The sequence below is a fragment of the Celeribacter marinus genome, assembly GCF_965656515.1.
Lineage (GTDB): Bacteria > Pseudomonadota > Alphaproteobacteria > Rhodobacterales > Rhodobacteraceae > Celeribacter > Celeribacter marinus_D.
On record NZ_CBFHKW010000007.1, the window covers coordinates 57,960 to 73,471 of the forward strand.

General features: G+C 57.4%; 16 protein-coding genes. 5 read left to right on the forward strand and 11 right to left on the reverse strand.

The annotated features are described in order from the left end of the window. The 3 genes from ACTG34_RS03120 to cobS all read right to left on the reverse strand — a co-directional run. Positions 1–896: aminopeptidase P family N-terminal domain-containing protein (locus ACTG34_RS03120; RefSeq protein WP_439103565.1), on the reverse strand; the 896-nt coding region annotated here is incomplete at its 3' end. Positions 897–931: 35 nt separating this feature from the next. Then, positions 932–2,809, reverse strand: a complete 1,878-nt coding sequence (cobT, locus tag ACTG34_RS03125) for a cobaltochelatase subunit CobT (protein WP_439103566.1) — start codon at positions 2,807–2,809, stop codon at positions 932–934. Between the two features lie 204 nt (positions 2,810–3,013). Then, positions 3,014–3,982, reverse strand: a complete 969-nt coding sequence (gene cobS, locus ACTG34_RS03130; protein WP_062215934.1) for a cobaltochelatase subunit CobS — start codon at positions 3,980–3,982, stop codon at positions 3,014–3,016. 254 nt (positions 3,983–4,236) lie between these two features. Here cobS and ACTG34_RS03135 point away from each other — a divergent pair, with 254 nt between their 5' ends. After that, positions 4,237–4,794 carry a fasciclin domain-containing protein gene (locus tag ACTG34_RS03135; RefSeq protein ID WP_439103567.1) on the forward strand — a complete coding sequence of 186 codons (558 nt, stop codon included), beginning with the start codon at positions 4,237–4,239 and terminating at the stop codon, positions 4,792–4,794. A gap of 147 nt (positions 4,795–4,941) precedes the next feature. Beyond that, positions 4,942–5,925, forward strand: a complete 984-nt coding sequence (locus ACTG34_RS03140; RefSeq protein WP_439103568.1) for a DUF808 domain-containing protein — start codon at positions 4,942–4,944, stop codon at positions 5,923–5,925. Positions 5,926–5,984: 59 nt separating this feature from the next. Here ACTG34_RS03140 and ACTG34_RS03145 read toward each other — a convergent pair whose 3' ends face one another. The 4 genes from ACTG34_RS03145 to gatB form a co-directional block, all read right to left on the reverse strand. Continuing rightward, positions 5,985–6,620, reverse strand: coding sequence for a J domain-containing protein (locus ACTG34_RS03145; RefSeq protein WP_439103569.1), 636 nt, complete (start codon positions 6,618–6,620; stop codon positions 5,985–5,987). A 213-nt stretch (positions 6,621–6,833) separates the two neighbouring features. Next, positions 6,834–7,220, reverse strand: coding sequence for a DUF4177 domain-containing protein (locus ACTG34_RS03150; RefSeq protein WP_439103570.1), 387 nt, complete (start codon positions 7,218–7,220; stop codon positions 6,834–6,836). 93 nt (positions 7,221–7,313) lie between these two features. Continuing rightward, entirely contained in the window at positions 7,314–7,586 is a 273-nt protein-coding gene (locus ACTG34_RS03155) for a DUF4177 domain-containing protein (RefSeq protein WP_439103571.1), read from the reverse strand. Between the two features lie 141 nt (positions 7,587–7,727). After that, entirely contained in the window at positions 7,728–9,245 is a 1,518-nt protein-coding gene (gene gatB, locus ACTG34_RS03160; protein ID WP_439103572.1) for an Asp-tRNA(Asn)/Glu-tRNA(Gln) amidotransferase subunit GatB, read from the reverse strand. Positions 9,246–9,524: 279 nt separating this feature from the next. Between gatB and ACTG34_RS03165 the strand changes: the two genes are divergently transcribed. Then, entirely contained in the window at positions 9,525–10,103 is a 579-nt protein-coding gene (locus ACTG34_RS03165; RefSeq protein WP_439103573.1) for a transglycosylase SLT domain-containing protein, read from the forward strand. A 71-nt stretch (positions 10,104–10,174) separates the two neighbouring features. Beyond that, the gene (locus ACTG34_RS03170; protein WP_439103574.1) at positions 10,175–11,302 is read left to right on the forward strand and encodes an aminotransferase class V-fold PLP-dependent enzyme; all 1,128 of its coding nucleotides are present in this window, start codon (positions 10,175–10,177) and stop codon (positions 11,300–11,302) included. A 78-nt stretch (positions 11,303–11,380) separates the two neighbouring features. On the opposite strand, the gene ACTG34_RS03175 is transcribed toward ACTG34_RS03170, so the two are convergent. The 3 genes from ACTG34_RS03175 to ACTG34_RS03185 all read right to left on the reverse strand — a co-directional run bounded on the left by ACTG34_RS03175 (position 11,381) and on the right by ACTG34_RS03185 (position 13,771). Next, the gene (locus tag ACTG34_RS03175; RefSeq protein WP_439103575.1) at positions 11,381–12,613 is read right to left on the reverse strand and encodes an FAD-dependent monooxygenase; all 1,233 of its coding nucleotides are present in this window, start codon (positions 12,611–12,613) and stop codon (positions 11,381–11,383) included. Positions 12,614–12,715: 102 nt separating this feature from the next. Continuing rightward, complete coding sequence (locus ACTG34_RS03180; RefSeq protein WP_062215916.1) at positions 12,716–12,946, reverse strand: hypothetical protein; 231 nt, start codon at positions 12,944–12,946, stop codon at positions 12,716–12,718. A gap of 171 nt (positions 12,947–13,117) precedes the next feature. After that, complete coding sequence (locus ACTG34_RS03185; protein ID WP_439103578.1) at positions 13,118–13,771, reverse strand: pyrimidine 5'-nucleotidase; 654 nt, start codon at positions 13,769–13,771, stop codon at positions 13,118–13,120. Positions 13,772–13,906: 135 nt separating this feature from the next. On the opposite strand from ACTG34_RS03185, the gene ACTG34_RS03190 reads away from it, so the two are divergent. Beyond that, a complete protein-coding gene (locus ACTG34_RS03190) occupies positions 13,907–14,551 on the forward strand; it encodes a GntR family transcriptional regulator (RefSeq protein ID WP_062220819.1) in 645 nt (214 codons plus the stop codon). A gap of 9 nt (positions 14,552–14,560) precedes the next feature. On the opposite strand, the gene ACTG34_RS03195 is transcribed toward ACTG34_RS03190, so the two are convergent. Continuing rightward, a partial coding sequence (locus ACTG34_RS03195) for a glycosyltransferase family 2 protein (RefSeq protein ID WP_439103576.1) occupies positions 14,561–15,512 on the reverse strand: 952 nt, incomplete at its 5' end.

Sequence of the window (15,512 nt, forward strand, 5' to 3'; positions counted from 1 at the left end):
CACGGATCGTCGCCCTCGATGATCTCCACGTCGCCGCCATCGCGCAACATGGTCAGCACGGCATGGGGTGCGGTGTTTGGGTCGATCAGAACCGGACCTTCCATATCGCGCAAATACGCGGGGAATGCGCTACGTGGCAAAATCGAGATGCGGGGATCTGGGCCGAGGGCGTCAAATTTGGATGGCTCCGCGAACAGCGCCAGTTTGCCCGCCGTGCTCAAAACTGCAAAGGCCTGAACCACAGGATTATGCGCAATGTCTGCGCCTCGAATATTCAGGAGCCATGAGATACTATCGGGCAAGGTCAGAACGACCGCAGTCGCACCACTTGTGTGCAGAGCCTCGTTGATTTGCTCGAACTTATCTTGAGAGGTTTTTCCCGCTAACTCAATGGGATGTGCTGTGACTGGCGCGTTGGGACGGGCAGGGCGGTCGGCCCAGATTTTATCAACGAGGTTATTGGTTGATACCAGATCCTTGCCGAGTTGAGTAAGCGCTTCGCGCAGGTCGCGCACTTCGGCCACCGTGTGCAACCACGGATCAAACCCGATCTTTTGGGCGTCCGTGCGCCCGAGCCATTTGGCCACGCTCGTCGCGGGCCAATCGATGCATTCGAATAGGTCGGTGTCACATTGGGCGCGCACCTGCACGGTGTAGCGTCCATCGGTAAACATCGCCGCACGGTCGGTCAAAACCGCCGCCGATCCCGCCGAGCCTGTGAACCCCGTGAGCCATGCAAGGCGCTCGTCGCACGGAGCCACGTATTCCCCTTGATGCGCATCGGCGCGCGGAATCAAAAAGCCGTCAAGGCCCGCATCCGCCATTGCAATGCGCAAGTTGGTGACGCGCGGGGCGGCTTGGTCGGGGGATGAGGTCACGTTGAAGGTTTGAAACATTGTGCACTCTTTTATGAAACCGAATATCGGTGTGGTTATGAGGCGCGCCGTATGCCCATGACACGCGCGCGCGCACGTGGGTCGCTGTCAAACAGGGCGGCCAATTGTTCTGTCATTGCACCCGCAAGCTGTTCGACGTCAGTGATGGTTACTGCGCGGTCGTAATAGCGTGTCACGTCATGGCCAATGCCAATGGCCAACAGTTCAACCTGACGGCGCTTTTCGACCATCGCAATCACATCGCGCAGGTGCTTTTCGAGGTAGTTGGCGGGGTTCACGCTCAGCGTGCTGTCATCAACAGGGGCGCCGTCCGAAATCACCATAAGGATTTTACGCACTTCGGGACGGGCGGTCATGCGGCGGTGCGCCCATTCAAGGGCTTCACCGTCGATGTTTTCCTTGAGCAGTCCCTCTTTCATCATCAGACCGAGGTTCTGTTTGGTGCGCCGCATCGGCACGTCCGCGCCTTTGTAGATGATGTGGCGTAAATCGTTGAGACGCCCCGGCCCTTGTGGTCGACCGGCGTTGAGCCATGCCTCGCGGGCTGTGCCGCCCTTCCACGCGCGGGTGGTAAAGCCGAGGATCTCGACCTTGACGTTGCACCGCTCCAGCGTGCGGGCCAAGACATCGGCACAGATCGCGGCGATAGAAATCGGACGGCCCCGCATGGAGCCGGAGTTGTCGAGCAGCAGCGTCACCACAGTGTCGCGAAACTCGGTGTCTTTTTCGATTTTGAACGACAGTGGCGTGGTGGGGTTGGCCACCACACGGGCAAGGCGGCCCGCGTCCAAAATTCCCTCTTCGAGGTCAAACTCCCACGAGCGGTTTTGTTGCGCCTGAAGGCGGCGTTGCAGTTTATTGGCCAAACGCGATACCGCGCCCTTGAGCGGCTCCAATTGTTGATCGAGATAGGCGCGCAAACGTTCCAGTTCGGCGGGCTCGGCCAAATCTTCGGCGCGGATTTCCTCGTCGTTGGCGGTCGAATAGACCACATAGTTCGGATCAGCGTCCGAGATGGGCGCAGGCTGAGGCGGATCAATGTCGGCCTCGTCGTCGGGCATTTCCACCTCTTCGTTGAACTCGTCGGTGGCTGCGTCATCTTGGGACACGGACGCTTCTTGCATGTCTTGTTGTTCGTCTTGGGCGTTCTCGGCGGAGGCCTCGTTGTCCTCTTCCTGCTCTTGGTCCTGATCGCCCTCGTTGTCATCCATATCGTCTTGGTCGTCGGTCTCGGCGGTTTGCTCGTCATCCGCATCGGCCTCATCGGGATCATCGCCCAATTGATCGCCGTACCCCAAATCCTCGATCACGCGGCGCGCGAGTTTGGCGAAGGTGGTTTGATTGTCTAAAAAGCTATCAAGGTCGTCGAAGTCGCCCTGTGTTTGCTGCTCGATAAAGTCGCGCCACAGCGCCATCACATTGGCCGCACCGCCCGGCAATTCGCGTCCCGTTGCCATATGGCGCAGGTAATATCCCATGGCTTGGGCAAGGGGGGCATCTTCGGATTTTGTAATCCCGTCATAGCCGCGCCGCATTGCGTCATTGCCGATCTTGGCGTCGATGTTACTCGCAGTTCCGGGCATGGCACGCGCGCCCACGGCCTCGCAGCGCGCGGTTTCCAACGCGTCATAGATGTCATAGGCCATTTGCCCTTGTGGGGCATAGCGGTTGAAGGTTTTGCCATCGTGGTATTTGTGGCGCATCGCCAAGGCATCCGCGGTTCCGCGCGCGATCAACACCTCGTCTTTGGTCATACGCCGCGATATCTGCGGCAAGCGCACCGTGTCGTTGGTCAACCCTGCGGGGTCCATCGAGAATGTCACCGTCAACTCGGCATCATCGGCCAGAACGCGCGTGGCGTCTGCGAGTGCTTTTTTGAACGGATCTGCGGGGTTGTCGCTTGGCTTTTTCATGCTCCGTTTAAATCACCCTCGCGGCGGCGCGGCAAGCGAAAGCAGGGGGCGCAGGCACGCACAGGGCGTGGAAATTTTCGCGCAGTCGAGAGTGGTGTGGGGGGAATGCAGTCTGCCGTATAACGCGACACGCCGCGCGATCCTGAGTGGGCCGCGCGGCGTGAATTCGGGGATCAGATATTCGGACTATGTGGTCCGAACCGATTACTTGGCGCGTGACACGGCGCTCTCGGGCAATTCTTCGTCAAAGCAGCGTTGATAGAATTCGGCCACGGTTTGACGTTCCAACTCATCGCATTTGTTGAGGAATGTCAGGCGGAAGGCATAACCGATGTTGCGGAAAATCTCTGCGTTCTGCGCCCATGTAATCACCGTACGGGGCGACATGACGGTGGACAGTTCGCCGTTCATAAACGCGGTGCGGGTCAGATCGGCGACCGTCACCATCTGGCTGATGTCCTTGCGGCCTTTTTCGGTGTTGTAATGCGGGCATTTGGCCAGCACGATATTGGCCTCTGCGTCATGGCTAAGATAGTTCAACGTGGCCACGAGGGACCAACGGTCCATCTGGGCTTGGTTAATCTGCTGTGTGCCGTGGTACAGGCCGGTGGTGTCGCCCAAACCAACGGTGTTGGCGGTCGCGAACAGGCGGAACGACGGATGCGGGGTGATCACTTCGTTCTGATCCATCAGCGTCAGCTTGCCGTCAGCCTCAAGCACCCGTTGGATCACAAACATCACATCGGCGCGGCCCGCATCGTATTCGTCGAACACGATTGCACAGGGATTGCGTAGCGCCCACGGCAAAATGCCCTCTTGGAATTCAGTGACCTGCATCCCGTCACGCAGTTTGATCGCGTCTTTGCCGATGAGATCAATGCGAGAGATGTGGCTATCAAGGTTGACGCGCACAGACGGCCAGTTGAGGCGGGCGGCGACCTGTTCAATGTGGGTCGATTTGCCTGTACCGTGGTACCCTTGGATCATCACGCGGCGATTGTGGGAAAAGCCCGCAAGAATGGCCAGCGTGGTGTCGGCGTCGAATTTGTAGGTCGGATCGATGTCGGGCACGCGATCAATGCGTTCGGCAAATCCTTTCACCGTCATATCGGTGTCGATCCCGAAAACATCGCGGACAGAAATTACTTCGGTGGGTTTGGCGTTGGCGTCCATGATGTGATGCTCGTCTCTCTTCGGAATTTGTTGCCCCCTTCGTGCAACATCTGCGCACAGGGTGCAAGAGGCGAGGCGGCGCAATATCGCGACATCCCGTGTCACTGTTTCGCAAACGGGGTGATCACGCGTGCTCGCATTTGTGTGACGATATGTGATCGACTGGGGGTGATCTAACTCCCACCCGTGCGCCGTATCCCTTGTAACTTCGGCATGAGGCCGAGGCGACACACTGTTAATTGGGAGACCTACTTATGAAACGTATTCTTACAACTGCCGCTGCCCTGTCCGTTCTTGCAACCGCTGCTTTTGCCGATGGTCACGGTAAAAACCCGATGGTCGGTGGCGCAGAAATGTTTGCAGAGAAAAACATTGTCGAAAACGCCGTGAATTCCGCGGATCACACCACACTCGTCGCTGCCGTACAGGCCGCAGGTCTGGTTGACACACTTCAGTCTGACGGTCCCTTCACTGTGTTCGCCCCTGTAAATGATGCGTTTGCCGCATTGCCAGCGGGAACGGTAGAGACACTGTTGATGGCTGAAAATATTGACCAGCTGACCAAAATCCTCACCTGTCACGTTGTCGCGGCTGATGTCATGTCCGCGGCCCTCGTTGGCATGATCGAAGCGGACGGTGGTGTACATGACATCGCAACTGTTGGCGGCTGCACGCTCAAAGGCTCCGTGTCTGATGGGATGGTCAAGATTGAGGATGAAACCGGTGGCATCGCAACCGTCACAATCGCGGATGTGAAGCAGTCCAACGGTGTGATCCACGTCATCGACAAGGTTCTCTTGCCTGCGATGTAAGTATGTCCCCACATCACAGGTAGATCCGGCCACCCTCACATGGCTGGACGAAAGGGAGGGCCTGCGCCCTCCCTTTTTCGTGTTTGCGTTTGAATTGCATGAGGCTAGCCCGTACACATTCGAAAAGCTGGTAAAAAGGATTTGGGCATGAGTGGTCTATTGGCATTGTTGGATGACGTGGCGGGCATCGCGAAAATAGCGGCGGCGTCCGTGGATGATATCGCAGGCCAAGCGATCAAAGCCTCGACCAAGGCGGCGGGCGCGGTCATTGATGACGCGGCCGTGACACCCAAATATGTCCAGGGGTTCAAACCCGCGCGCGAATTGCCGATTGTGGGCAAAATTGCACTGGGGTCCATCCGCAACAAACTTTTGATTCTATTGCCTGCGGCGCTGTTGCTATCGTCGTTTGCACCGTGGCTGATTACGCCATTGTTGATGCTGGGCGGCGGGTATTTGTGTTTTGAGGGGGCTGAAAAGGTCTACCACCTGTTCAAACCCCATGCCCATTATGCAGACGGCCACACCGACGACGAGGGCGATCCAACCCATCTTGAAGCGGAAAAAGTCGCAGGTGCCGTGAAAACCGATTTCATTTTGTCGGCGGAGATTATGACGATTATTCTGGCGGCGCTTGATCCGGCTGCCTCGATCTGGATGACGGCGGGCGCATTGGCGTTTGCGGGCGTTTTGATCACTGTCGTGGTTTACGGCGCGGTTGCGCTGATTGTGAAGGCCGATGATGTCGGGCTATGGCTTGCGCGCGTTGGTCGCCTGTCGGTGACGCGCTCACTCGGGCGTGGCATTGTCAAATTCATGCCCTACCTGATGACGGTGTTGATGGTTGTTGGAACAGCGGCAATGATTTGGGTGGGCGGCTCTATTGTCATTCACGGCTTGCACGAATTTGGGGTTGATCAGCCTTATGCGGGTATCCACGACGTCGCCTACGGCGCGGCGCACGCCGCTCCACAAGCGGGCGAGGGCTTTGTTAAATGGTTTGTGACTGCGTTTTTTGACGGGATCTTCGGACTTGTTGTCGGACTGCTTTTGATCCCGATTGTGACGAAGATCATCAACCCCGCAATGAGCCGTGTGACTGGACGATCGGGCGCCAAAGCGCCCCATTGATCCCTGTCTAACGTGTGATTGTGCGCCTGTACGCCGCGTGGGCGGCGCACAGGATATTGCTATTTAAACCAACGGCTCTCTTTGAGCTGGTCCCATGCCCAAACGACTTCTTGGAGCTGCTCTTCTTGGCTGCGGTCACCACCGTTGACGTCAGGGTGCAAGACCTTGATCAAAGATTTGTACTGCTTTTTGAGCTCTGCCTTGGTCCAGTGGTCCTTGGCTTCGAGGATATCGACGGCTTTGCGCTCGGTCGGGGGCAGTTTGCGGGTCGACGCCGCAGGATCTGAGCGCCCTGGGTTTTGCGTGGCATTTTCACCCAAGACCTGATGGGGATCATCAACGCCAAGGCGTTCCCATGCCTGTTGCTCGATGGACTTTTTGCCAAACGGCTTGGTCGGACGATCGCCCGTTTGCGAGGATTTGATGTGCTCTTCCATCTCCTCGGGGGTCGCGTTGTTGAAGAAATTCCATTTCAAATTGTATGCGCGGACGTGATCCTTGCAAAACCATTTGTATTCGTCGAGGTGATCGGGAGAGCGCGGCGCGCGGTATTGGCCCTGCTCCTCACATCCCTCGTGCTCACACTCACGTTTCGACGTCTCGAACGCACCAGACATGCCTCTTCGACCGCCGCGGCGTTTCTTTTTATCCGTCGCTGCGGACATATTAAAACCAAAGGGATCGTTCTTATCCATGTGCATCAACCTTTTCGACTCGGACGAAAGACCTTAGATGAACAACGAGAAATGGAAAAGGGCATGAGCGGCGAAAATCGCGGCAAAGACGCATCAAATTTCTAAAAAAATGTGTTGCGCGTGCCACTTGGGCGCGATGACAGGTCACTGTGGGATATGTGGTCGCGACTGTGGCGGGCGCAACATCCTATGAGCGACAAGGTTGCAGTCGCGTTAGTGGTCGCGTGTCGCGGTGAGGTCGCGCCGTGGAGTGCGCATAGTTTGGTCTGTCTCGGACGTATCGGGCGCGTCATGAGCATCGAGCACGGGTGCGTCCGTCTGTGAGGAAGCCGCCTCTACGGACGTGGATGCATCCTCAACCGTGGCCTCGATTTCGCGGCGAAACACTAAAACTGTGTAATAGTGAATGGTCTTTGATCTGATCCCGCTGCGCTCCTCAAGGGGCAATGTATCTGCGCGCAGATAGTCCCATCCCTTCGCACTCATGTCGTTGAGCGCGGTTGTCATCGCCTGCGCCATGCGCGCGTCTGATCCTTTGACGCCACGGGCTTTCTCGCCCTTTTTGGGGGCGGGAATGGATTTGTACTCAAAACGCGTCATGACATATCTCCTCAAGCTGATGAGAGGTTTAGCCAAGATCGAGCAGGGGTCAAGCGTTGCGGTGCGCGTATGCCGTTTTGCGCGAAAACGCGTTTAGGGCGTAGCATTCTCAAATGTGCCAAACTCCGATTTATCGTCTGTAAAGACCCCAAAATCACTTTCGCGACGAAAGATCAGCACAGACGTTGCACCTGTCTCGCCATCGGTCGCGAAATTGTCGGTGCGCACATAGGACCATCCATCGGACGCCATTGCATTTAGACGTGTTTCTACGGCACTGGCGATGCGTGCGGCGATTGTTTGTGCTTGTGATGTTGCCTCGCCCGAAGTCGGCGCGGGCACAGCTTTGTATTCATAGTGGGACATGAGGGGCTCCTAACTGTTTGTCACATCTTATGTCATGTGGATTAACCAGCGCTTTACGCCGCATCTGTCGGTCTACAAAAAAGACGCCCGATTACGGGCGCCTTTTGATCAATGTGCAGCACGTGATGGGTCTGGCTGGGTTTACAGCCCGAGTTTCTCGGCAATCAGTTTATTCACGGCGGCGGGGTTTGCCTTGCCGCCCGAGGCTTTCATCACCTGACCCACGAACCAACCCGCAAGCTTGGGGTTGGCTTTGGCCTTTTCGACCTGATCGGGGTTGGCGGCGATGACCTCGTCCACGGCGGCCTCGATGGCGCCCATGTCCGTGACCTGTTTCATGCCGCGCTCTTCAACGAGGGCCGCGGGGTCGCCCCCTTCGGTATAGACGATCTCGAACAGGTCTTTGGCGATCTTGCCCGAAATATCGCCCGCCGTGATCAGCGCGACAATGCCGCCCAGTTGCGCGGGGCTAACGGGGCAGGTGTCGATGCCTTTGTCGTCCTTTTTGAGACGGCCGAACAATTCGTTGATCACCCAGTTGGCCGACAGCTTGCCGTCTTTGCCGGTCTCGACAACTTTCTCGAAGTAATCGGCATTTTCCGTCTCGGCGGTCAACACACCTGCGTCATATTCGGATAGGCCGAAGTCCTTGACAAAACGTGCCTTTTTCTCGTCGGGAAGCTCGGGAAGCGTTTTAGCGATGTCGTCCACCCAAGCCTGTTCGATCTCAAGTGGCAAAAGATCGGGACAGGGGAAATAGCGGTAATCATGCGCCTCTTCTTTGGAGCGCATCGAGCGTGTTTCGTTCTTTGCCGCGTCATACAGACGAGTCTCTTGATCCACTTCGCCACCATCCTCAAGAATGGCAATCTGGCGGCGGGCCTCATAGTCAATCGCCATCTGGATAAAGCGCGTTGAGTTCATATTCTTGATCTCGCAACGCGTGCCGAGGTGGCCAAAGTCCTGTGTCGCCTGATATTTCTCGTACTGGCCCGGACGACAGACCGAAACGTTCACGTCCGCGCGCAGGTTGCCGTTTTGCATGTTGCCATCACAGGTGCCCAAGTAGCGCAGGATTTGACGCATTTTGAGAACGTAGGCTGCGGCCTCTTCGGGGCCGCGAATATCAGGACGCGACACGATTTCCATCAGGGCCACACCCGTGCGGTTCAAATCTACGAACGACATGTTGGGGTCCATGTCGTGGATCGATTTGCCTGCATCCTGTTCGAGGTGGATACGTTCGATGCGCACCAGACGCGCCACACCGGGTTCCATGTCCACGATCACTTCGCCTTCGCCCACGATAGGGTGATAGAGCTGGCTGATCTGATAGCCCTGCGGCAAATCGGGGTAGAAATAGTTTTTACGGTCAAACGCCGAGAACAGGTTTATGTCTGCCTTCAGGCCCAGTCCCGTGCGCACTGCTTGCTCAACGCAAAACTCGTTGATGACGGGCAACATGCCGGGCATAGCGGCGTCCACGAACGATACGTTGGAATTTGGCTCATTGCCGAACTGTGTTGACGCACCCGAAAAGAGCTTTGCCTTAGAGGCGACCTGCGCGTGGATTTCCATCCCGATCACAAGCTCCCAATCGTCGGTCGCGCCTGCGATGGTTTTGACTTTAGGTGTGGTGAATTCGAGATGGTCGAGCATGGGTAAAATCCCTCGAGTTGGCGTTTAATCGCCTGTCTAAGACAGCCCCGCGCGGTGAGCAAGAGGTTGGTGCTTTGCAATCTGCTCCATTTGTCGCAAACTGCGCATCTGTTTGGGTAAGATGAGTGCGACTTTGTATGCGATTAAACGTGTGGAAACCCGTGGCGATGGCGGCCATTTTGTGTGTGTCTGTACGGGCGTGCCGATGCGGTCGAGCGTAGCCCAGTGCCAACCGCACGACCCTACGAGATGTTTGTGCCCGCTTTGCGTTGGGATCACATGCCCAAAGGGAAAACATGGACCAAGGCCACCATGGGGTTCATCGCCAGTCATGGCGCGGGTCTGACCAAAACCGTACCGCGCGACATTGCGCAGTGGTGCCCAGGATATCCCGATCAGGACAGGCAGGGCCGCGCGGCGTTTTGGGCGGGACTGCTATCGACCCTATCCTACCACGAAAGCACATGGCGCGAAACGGCGGCGGGGGGCGGCGGGCTTTGGTTCGGGCTGACACAAATTGCACCGCCGACCGCGCAGTGGCGCAAGTGCCGCGCACGCACAGCTGCAAAGTTGAAAGACGGGGTGGCCAATCTGTCGTGCGCTGTGCGCATTATGAACATCACGGTACCACGCGATCAGGTGGTGAGCGCAGGGATGAAGGGCGTTGCAGCCGATTGGGGCCCCTTTCATTCCAGCACCAAACGCGACGACATGAAACGCTGGATGAAACGCCAAGACTTTTGCAAGGTGGCGATGAAACGCTCCCCTGTACCTTCCGCGCGACCTATACGTCTTGATCGTGCGGGGCTGTATGAGGTGCCCGACCGCGTGCTTTTGTCGCTTGATCAAGGGCTTTAACTCGGCGTTGCCCGCTTCCCCCAGAGCGGTTTTGCGTGCTACGTCTGTTCAACACAACAGGAGAACCCCCTATGCCCGCCTTGCGCCCCGATATCGATCCCGATGGTCTTTTAGAATATTCGGTGGTCTTTACGGACCGCTCTCTCAATCATATGTCTGCGGCGTTTCAACAGGTTATGCGCGATATCCATGACACGCTGTGCGAGGTTTATAGCGCGCAAACGGCTGTGGTCGTACCGGGGGGAGGCACCTACGCAATGGAAGCTGTGGCGCGTCAACTGGCCACTGACGAAGACGTTATGGTCATCCGTAACGGTTGGTTTTCTTACCGTTGGACCCAGATTTTTGAAGCGGGTTCCATTCCCGCCTGCGAGACCGTTCTCAAAGCCCGCCGTACCGGTAATGCGATTGATGCGCCGTTTGCGCCCGTGCCTATTGACGAGGCCATGGCCAAAATCAAAGAGATGAAACCTAAGGTGGTCTTTGCTCCGCATGTGGAAACCTCATCGGGCATGATCCTGCCGGACGCCTATATCAAAGCGCTCGCGGACGCGGTGCACGGCGAGGGCGGCCTGATGGTGCTTGATTGCATTGCATCGGGCTGTGCGTGGTTGGATATGGCCGCCACAGGCGTTGATGTGCTGATCTCGGCGCCGCAAAAGGGATGGTCGGCGCAACCTTCGGCGGGTCTTGTGATGTTGTCCGAACGCGCACTTGGTGTGGTCAAATCCCGTCAATCGACGTCCTTCGCGGTGGATTTGGGCAAATGGCTGAGCATCATGGAGGCGTATACAGGCGGCGCGCACGCCTATCACGCCACCATGCCCACCGATGCGCTACGCGCATTCCGTGACACGATGATGGAGACCAAAGATTACGGGTTCGCCAAATTATGTGACGCGCAATGGGAACAGGGCACCCGCGTGCGGGCGATGTTGAAAGCCCGAGGCCTTAAATCCGTAGCGGCAGAGGGCTTTGAGGCTCCCGGTGTTGTTGTGTCCTATACATCCGACCCCGAAGTTCAGTCCGGTCGTGCGTTTGCGGCGCTCGGAATGCAGATTGCCGCAGGTGTACCGCTTCAGTGCGATGAGGGGCCTGATTATGCGTCCTTCCGTCTCGGCCTGTTCGGATTGGACAAGCTCTATGACGTCGACGCCTCGGTAGCGCGTCTTGCGGCGGCTCTTGATCAGGTGCTGTGACGCCCGCGTGTTTTTCTTTGGTCTAAATATCCAAATGGCGCGTCCACATCCACGGGTGCGCCATGCGATAACTCGCTCTTAGGTCAAGGGGCCAAGTCCCGCACGCATTACGCCCATGCGAACGGGCTTTATATCGTGCACGGCCTTGAGGCCCATCAGGCGGATTGAGTTCAAAATTCCTGCATCCGAGCGCACGACACGGTTGAATTTATCGACCACAAACGCGCGGGCGGCGATGTCGCGGTGACGCGCCTTGGCATAAGTGTCGAGCATTGCGCGATCCCCGAGTGTAGCAGGGGTTTGGCATGCTAAATCAAGCAGGTGGGCCAGATCATTGAGCGAAGTATTCAGGCCCTGTGCGCCGATGGGCGGCAAGACATGTGCGGCCTCCGCGATCACCGCCACACGCTCGGCGGCAAGTCTGTCGGCCAGTTGCGTGATGATCGGGAAAATCCCGCGATGGGAGGCCAATTCGAGCGCGCCGAACAGGCCCGCAGAGCGTTCCGTCATAGCGGCATTGAACGCGGGCACGGCCATATTGAGCAGCTCCACCGCACGCGGTCCACTATTCATCCACACAACGGCGGAGGCGTGACGACCATCAATGTCCGCCAAAGGCACCATCGTGAATGGCCCGCCTTCGCGGTAAATCTCGGTGGAGACATTGTTGTGGGGTAGGTCGTGAAAGGTGGTGAAGGACAGTGATTTTTGCCCGTAATGTGTGGTCTTGACGCCGATTCCTGCGGCCTCGCGCACGGGGCTGCCGCGTCCATCTGCGGCAATCACCAATTTTGCGGCGACCTGTGTGCCATCGGTGAGTGTCACAAGGGCCTCTCCGGTGCGGGTCAACATGGATTTGAACCCTGTGCCATAGCGCGTTTGGGTGTTTTGAATCGTGGGCAGGACGGATGCCAGTTCACGGCGGATCATCCAGTTGAGAAAATTCCACCCGAACGGCTCGGTGCCGGTTTCTGTGCCCTCGAATTGCCGCTCTGCGCGCACCTCGGACGGTGTGCCTTCTGCGCCCACCGTGTCGACCACGCGCAACGCCTCAAGGGGTGTAGCGTAGGGTTCGAGCACGGACCAGATGCCAATGCGCTCAAATAGATCGCGCGCAGGGCGCAAAAACGCGGTCGAACGAAGGTCTGAACCTGCCTCCGTGCCGACGGTCACAGGGGGGGTAGGGTCGACCATGAGTGTCGTGAACCCGCTTGCGCCAAAAGCGGCGGCGGCAATCATGCCGGCAATGCCGCCACCGCTGACAAGAACATCAACGGTGAGGCGCTGGGCGTTGTTTTGGGGCGTGGACATGACTATCTCCTATGCGCAAATACGCGCGCTTTGGCTATTACATAGGCGCATAGGGGGGATTTGTCCAAGTGTCAGACCGCCTCATGTGGGCAGCACTGCGCGTTACTTTCCGATCGTGAGTAAAATCAAAACGATGTAGATCACAGGAACAAACGCAAGTGCTGTGAGCCCCAAAACCCAAGGCCCAAACGCAACAACGCCAAAGCCCACAGCGGCCAGACAGGCCACAATGAACAAGAGCGTGAGGGCCACACCCTTAGGGGAGATGCTTGCTTCACCGTGGTCGTGGTCTGTGTCAATTGTCTGTGCAGTTGCGGTTTTGGAAAGGGACATGTGCGTTCTCATTTTAGGAATGGTGTCGGTTTGGTGTGATTTAGCGCCTCTCTATTTATGCACAGCTAAAAGGTCACGGTGGCGCGTTGACGCGCGACACAAGCGCACAGCGGTTTGGGCGCGGTAACATTCAGTGCATTCAATCCACAAAAGTCAAATCGCGTCACAGGCTTACGCGAGTATTTTCGACAAAAATCCAGTGAGATCCGCCGCGTGAAAATGTACATATGGCGCGGGGGGATCAAGCGGGTTGGGCGCGATATGAACCGTTTTCATGCCAAGGGCATGGGGCACTTCGAGATTGCGCACATCATCCTCGAACATCGCAGCCTCATAGGGCGCGAGACCGTATTTTTTGATAATGGTATCAAACGCTTGCGCAATGGGTTTGGGGTGAAAGTCGGCGTGCTCAATTCCGTAGATTGCATCAAACAGTCCGGTTAGACCGCGTGCCTCAAGAACTCGGTTGGCGTAGGGTTCCGAGCCGTTAGTATAGACAATCTTGCGACCGGGCAACGCGTGAATGGCCGCACGCAATGCCGGATCGGCGGGCAGCGTCGAAAAGTCGATATCATGAACATAAGTGAGGTAGGGCAAGGGATCGGTGCCATGCAGGTGCATCATCCCCGACAACGTGGTGCCATAATCGCGCCAATAGGTGTGACGTAGGCGGTTGGCCTCGTCGCGCGACACATTCAATTCGCGCTGTACCCACGCGGTCATGCGCGGCTCGATCTGTTCGAACAGGCAGGCTGACGGCGGATACAGCGTGTTGTCGAGGTCGAATATCCACTCTTGGACGTGGGAAAAGTGATCACTTACCATGAGCAACTGATAGGTGAGGCGGACGCGCGAGGCAAGAGGGTGCGGACCCTTCGGCATCTGCGGCCATGTATCGCTTGATTGCACAGGGCTGGACTGTCTATTGTCCGCTAAACAAATGGCCACCAAGGACGCCTGATGAAAGAGACACGCACGGGACAAAAAGACGCCTACGAGATGATTTTGGAGGCGATCGATACGGGTACATACAGGCCTGGGGACCGTTTGGTCGAAAGCGAGCTGGCCGATCGGTTTGGCGTATCGCGGACCCCCATTCGTGAGGCTCTTCAGCGCCTTGAAACGCAATCGATGTTGACCCGTGACGGGCGCTCTTTGATTGTGGCTTCATTGGACCATAACCAAATGGCGGACCTGTATGTGGTGCGCACCGAGCTTGAGGGGTTGGCCGCGCGTTTGGCCGCGCGCCATGCGACCCCTGAAGAGGCGCGTGTGTTGCGCGACATGGTGGAGGAAGATCGCGGCTTGATCGGAAACCCAGAGGCGTTGGCGCGGGCGAATCGCCGCTTTCACAAGCAAATCCACCTTGCCTCGCACAATCGCTACCTTGTGCAACAACTTGATCTGGTGCACCGCTCGATGGCGTTGTTGGCGACAACATCGCTTGCGGTTGATGGACGCGGTGCGGAGGCGATTGCCGAGCATGATGCAATTGTCACGGCGATTGAGGCGGGAGATGGGGCAACGGCGCATAAGGCGCTGTCCAACCATATCTCGAAAGCCTTTGTCACCCGCCTCAAAATTGATGCCAACAAAGAGGTTTGAACGGGCCTGCTACGACTTTGAGGTCGACGTTACGCCCACCGACAATCGACCTTTGATCGGTCTGTGTGGCCCGCGCGCAATAAACGGCAGGTATAGATCGCGCGGGTTGCTTCGGGCATGTGCGAACCCCTCACTGGGGGTCGGTGGTGTCACTGGATGAGCCGTTGGGGGTGTCACGATGGCATCGACCCCAAGGCGATAAGGTTTGACCGCATCGGGTGTAAATGTGGTTGGGGGCAGAGGCGATTTTCGCGGCGCACGCACTGGCGGCGGCGTGTCGGGTCTGTCGATTGTACCACAGCGATCTGACCGCCCATGTGCCGTTTTATCCCAATAGTACGGACGCGTGACGATCTCCCATAACCCCTTGGCCGCGGCCACGGTTGCTAGGGGATAGTAGAGATGGAGGGTCGGCACCCACGGCCAAAGCCATTTGTGTTTGGGCGTGCTCGTAGCCACCATACCGACCGCAACGGTTGACACTTCAGACATGATGAAAAGCGTTCCGAGTGCGACAAAAGCCTCGCGCGGCAAGGCATCGCGTAGCGGATGCGGCAGCCCCAGAACGATGGCCCAAAACGACCACAAAAAGGGCGCAAGAACGAATTGGCTGATGGTACCTAAAAATAGAGCCTGAACGCCAAAAAAGCGCCACGGCCCCAGATCCTGCCATAGTTTGCGCGGGGATCTCATGTGCACCGCCCATGTCATGGCGTAGCCTTTGAGCCAACGAGAGCGCTGTTTGATCCACGGCCATGCGTGGCAATTGGCCTCTTCTTCGGTGACGGTCGCAATCAGTTCGGTTCGGTAGCCATGGCGCGCCAGACGCAAGCCCAGATCGGCGTCCTCCGTGACGTTATGCGCGTCCCATCCGCCCAGTTCCTCAATTGCGTCACGGCGGAAAAATAGCGTGGTGCCACCAAGGGGAACCACAAGCCCCATCTTTTCATAGCCGGGCAGA

Excerpts from the sequence above, each read along its gene's own strand:
- ACTG34_RS03180 (WP_062215916.1), bottom strand. The coding sequence starts at position 12,946 with ATGTCCCTTTCCAAAACCGCAACTGCACAGACAATTGACACAGACCAC.
- ACTG34_RS03185 (WP_439103578.1), bottom strand. The coding sequence starts at position 13,771 with ATGGTAAGTGATCACTTTTCCCACGTCCAAGAGTGGATATTCGACCTC.
- ACTG34_RS03190 (WP_062220819.1), top strand. The coding sequence starts at position 13,907 with ATGAAAGAGACACGCACGGGACAAAAAGACGCCTACGAGATGATTTTG.
- ACTG34_RS03155 (WP_439103571.1), bottom strand. The coding sequence starts at position 7,586 with ATGTCCCACTATGAATACAAAGCTGTGCCCGCGCCGACTTCGGGCGAG.
- cobS (WP_062215934.1), bottom strand. The coding sequence starts at position 3,982 with ATGGACGCCAACGCCAAACCCACCGAAGTAATTTCTGTCCGCGATGTT.
- ACTG34_RS03175 (WP_439103575.1), bottom strand. The coding sequence starts at position 12,613 with ATGTCCACGCCCCAAAACAACGCCCAGCGCCTCACCGTTGATGTTCTT.
- ACTG34_RS03135 (WP_439103567.1), top strand. The coding sequence starts at position 4,237 with ATGAAACGTATTCTTACAACTGCCGCTGCCCTGTCCGTTCTTGCAACC.
- ACTG34_RS03140 (WP_439103568.1), top strand. The coding sequence starts at position 4,942 with ATGAGTGGTCTATTGGCATTGTTGGATGACGTGGCGGGCATCGCGAAA.
- ACTG34_RS03150 (WP_439103570.1), bottom strand. The coding sequence starts at position 7,220 with ATGACGCGTTTTGAGTACAAATCCATTCCCGCCCCCAAAAAGGGCGAG.
- ACTG34_RS03145 (WP_439103569.1), bottom strand. The coding sequence starts at position 6,620 with ATGGATAAGAACGATCCCTTTGGTTTTAATATGTCCGCAGCGACGGAT.
- ACTG34_RS03165 (WP_439103573.1), top strand. The coding sequence starts at position 9,525 with ATGCCCAAAGGGAAAACATGGACCAAGGCCACCATGGGGTTCATCGCC.
- gatB (WP_439103572.1), bottom strand. The coding sequence starts at position 9,245 with ATGCTCGACCATCTCGAATTCACCACACCTAAAGTCAAAACCATCGCA.
- cobT (WP_439103566.1), bottom strand. The coding sequence starts at position 2,809 with ATGAAAAAGCCAAGCGACAACCCCGCAGATCCGTTCAAAAAAGCACTC.
- ACTG34_RS03170 (WP_439103574.1), top strand. The coding sequence starts at position 10,175 with ATGCCCGCCTTGCGCCCCGATATCGATCCCGATGGTCTTTTAGAATAT.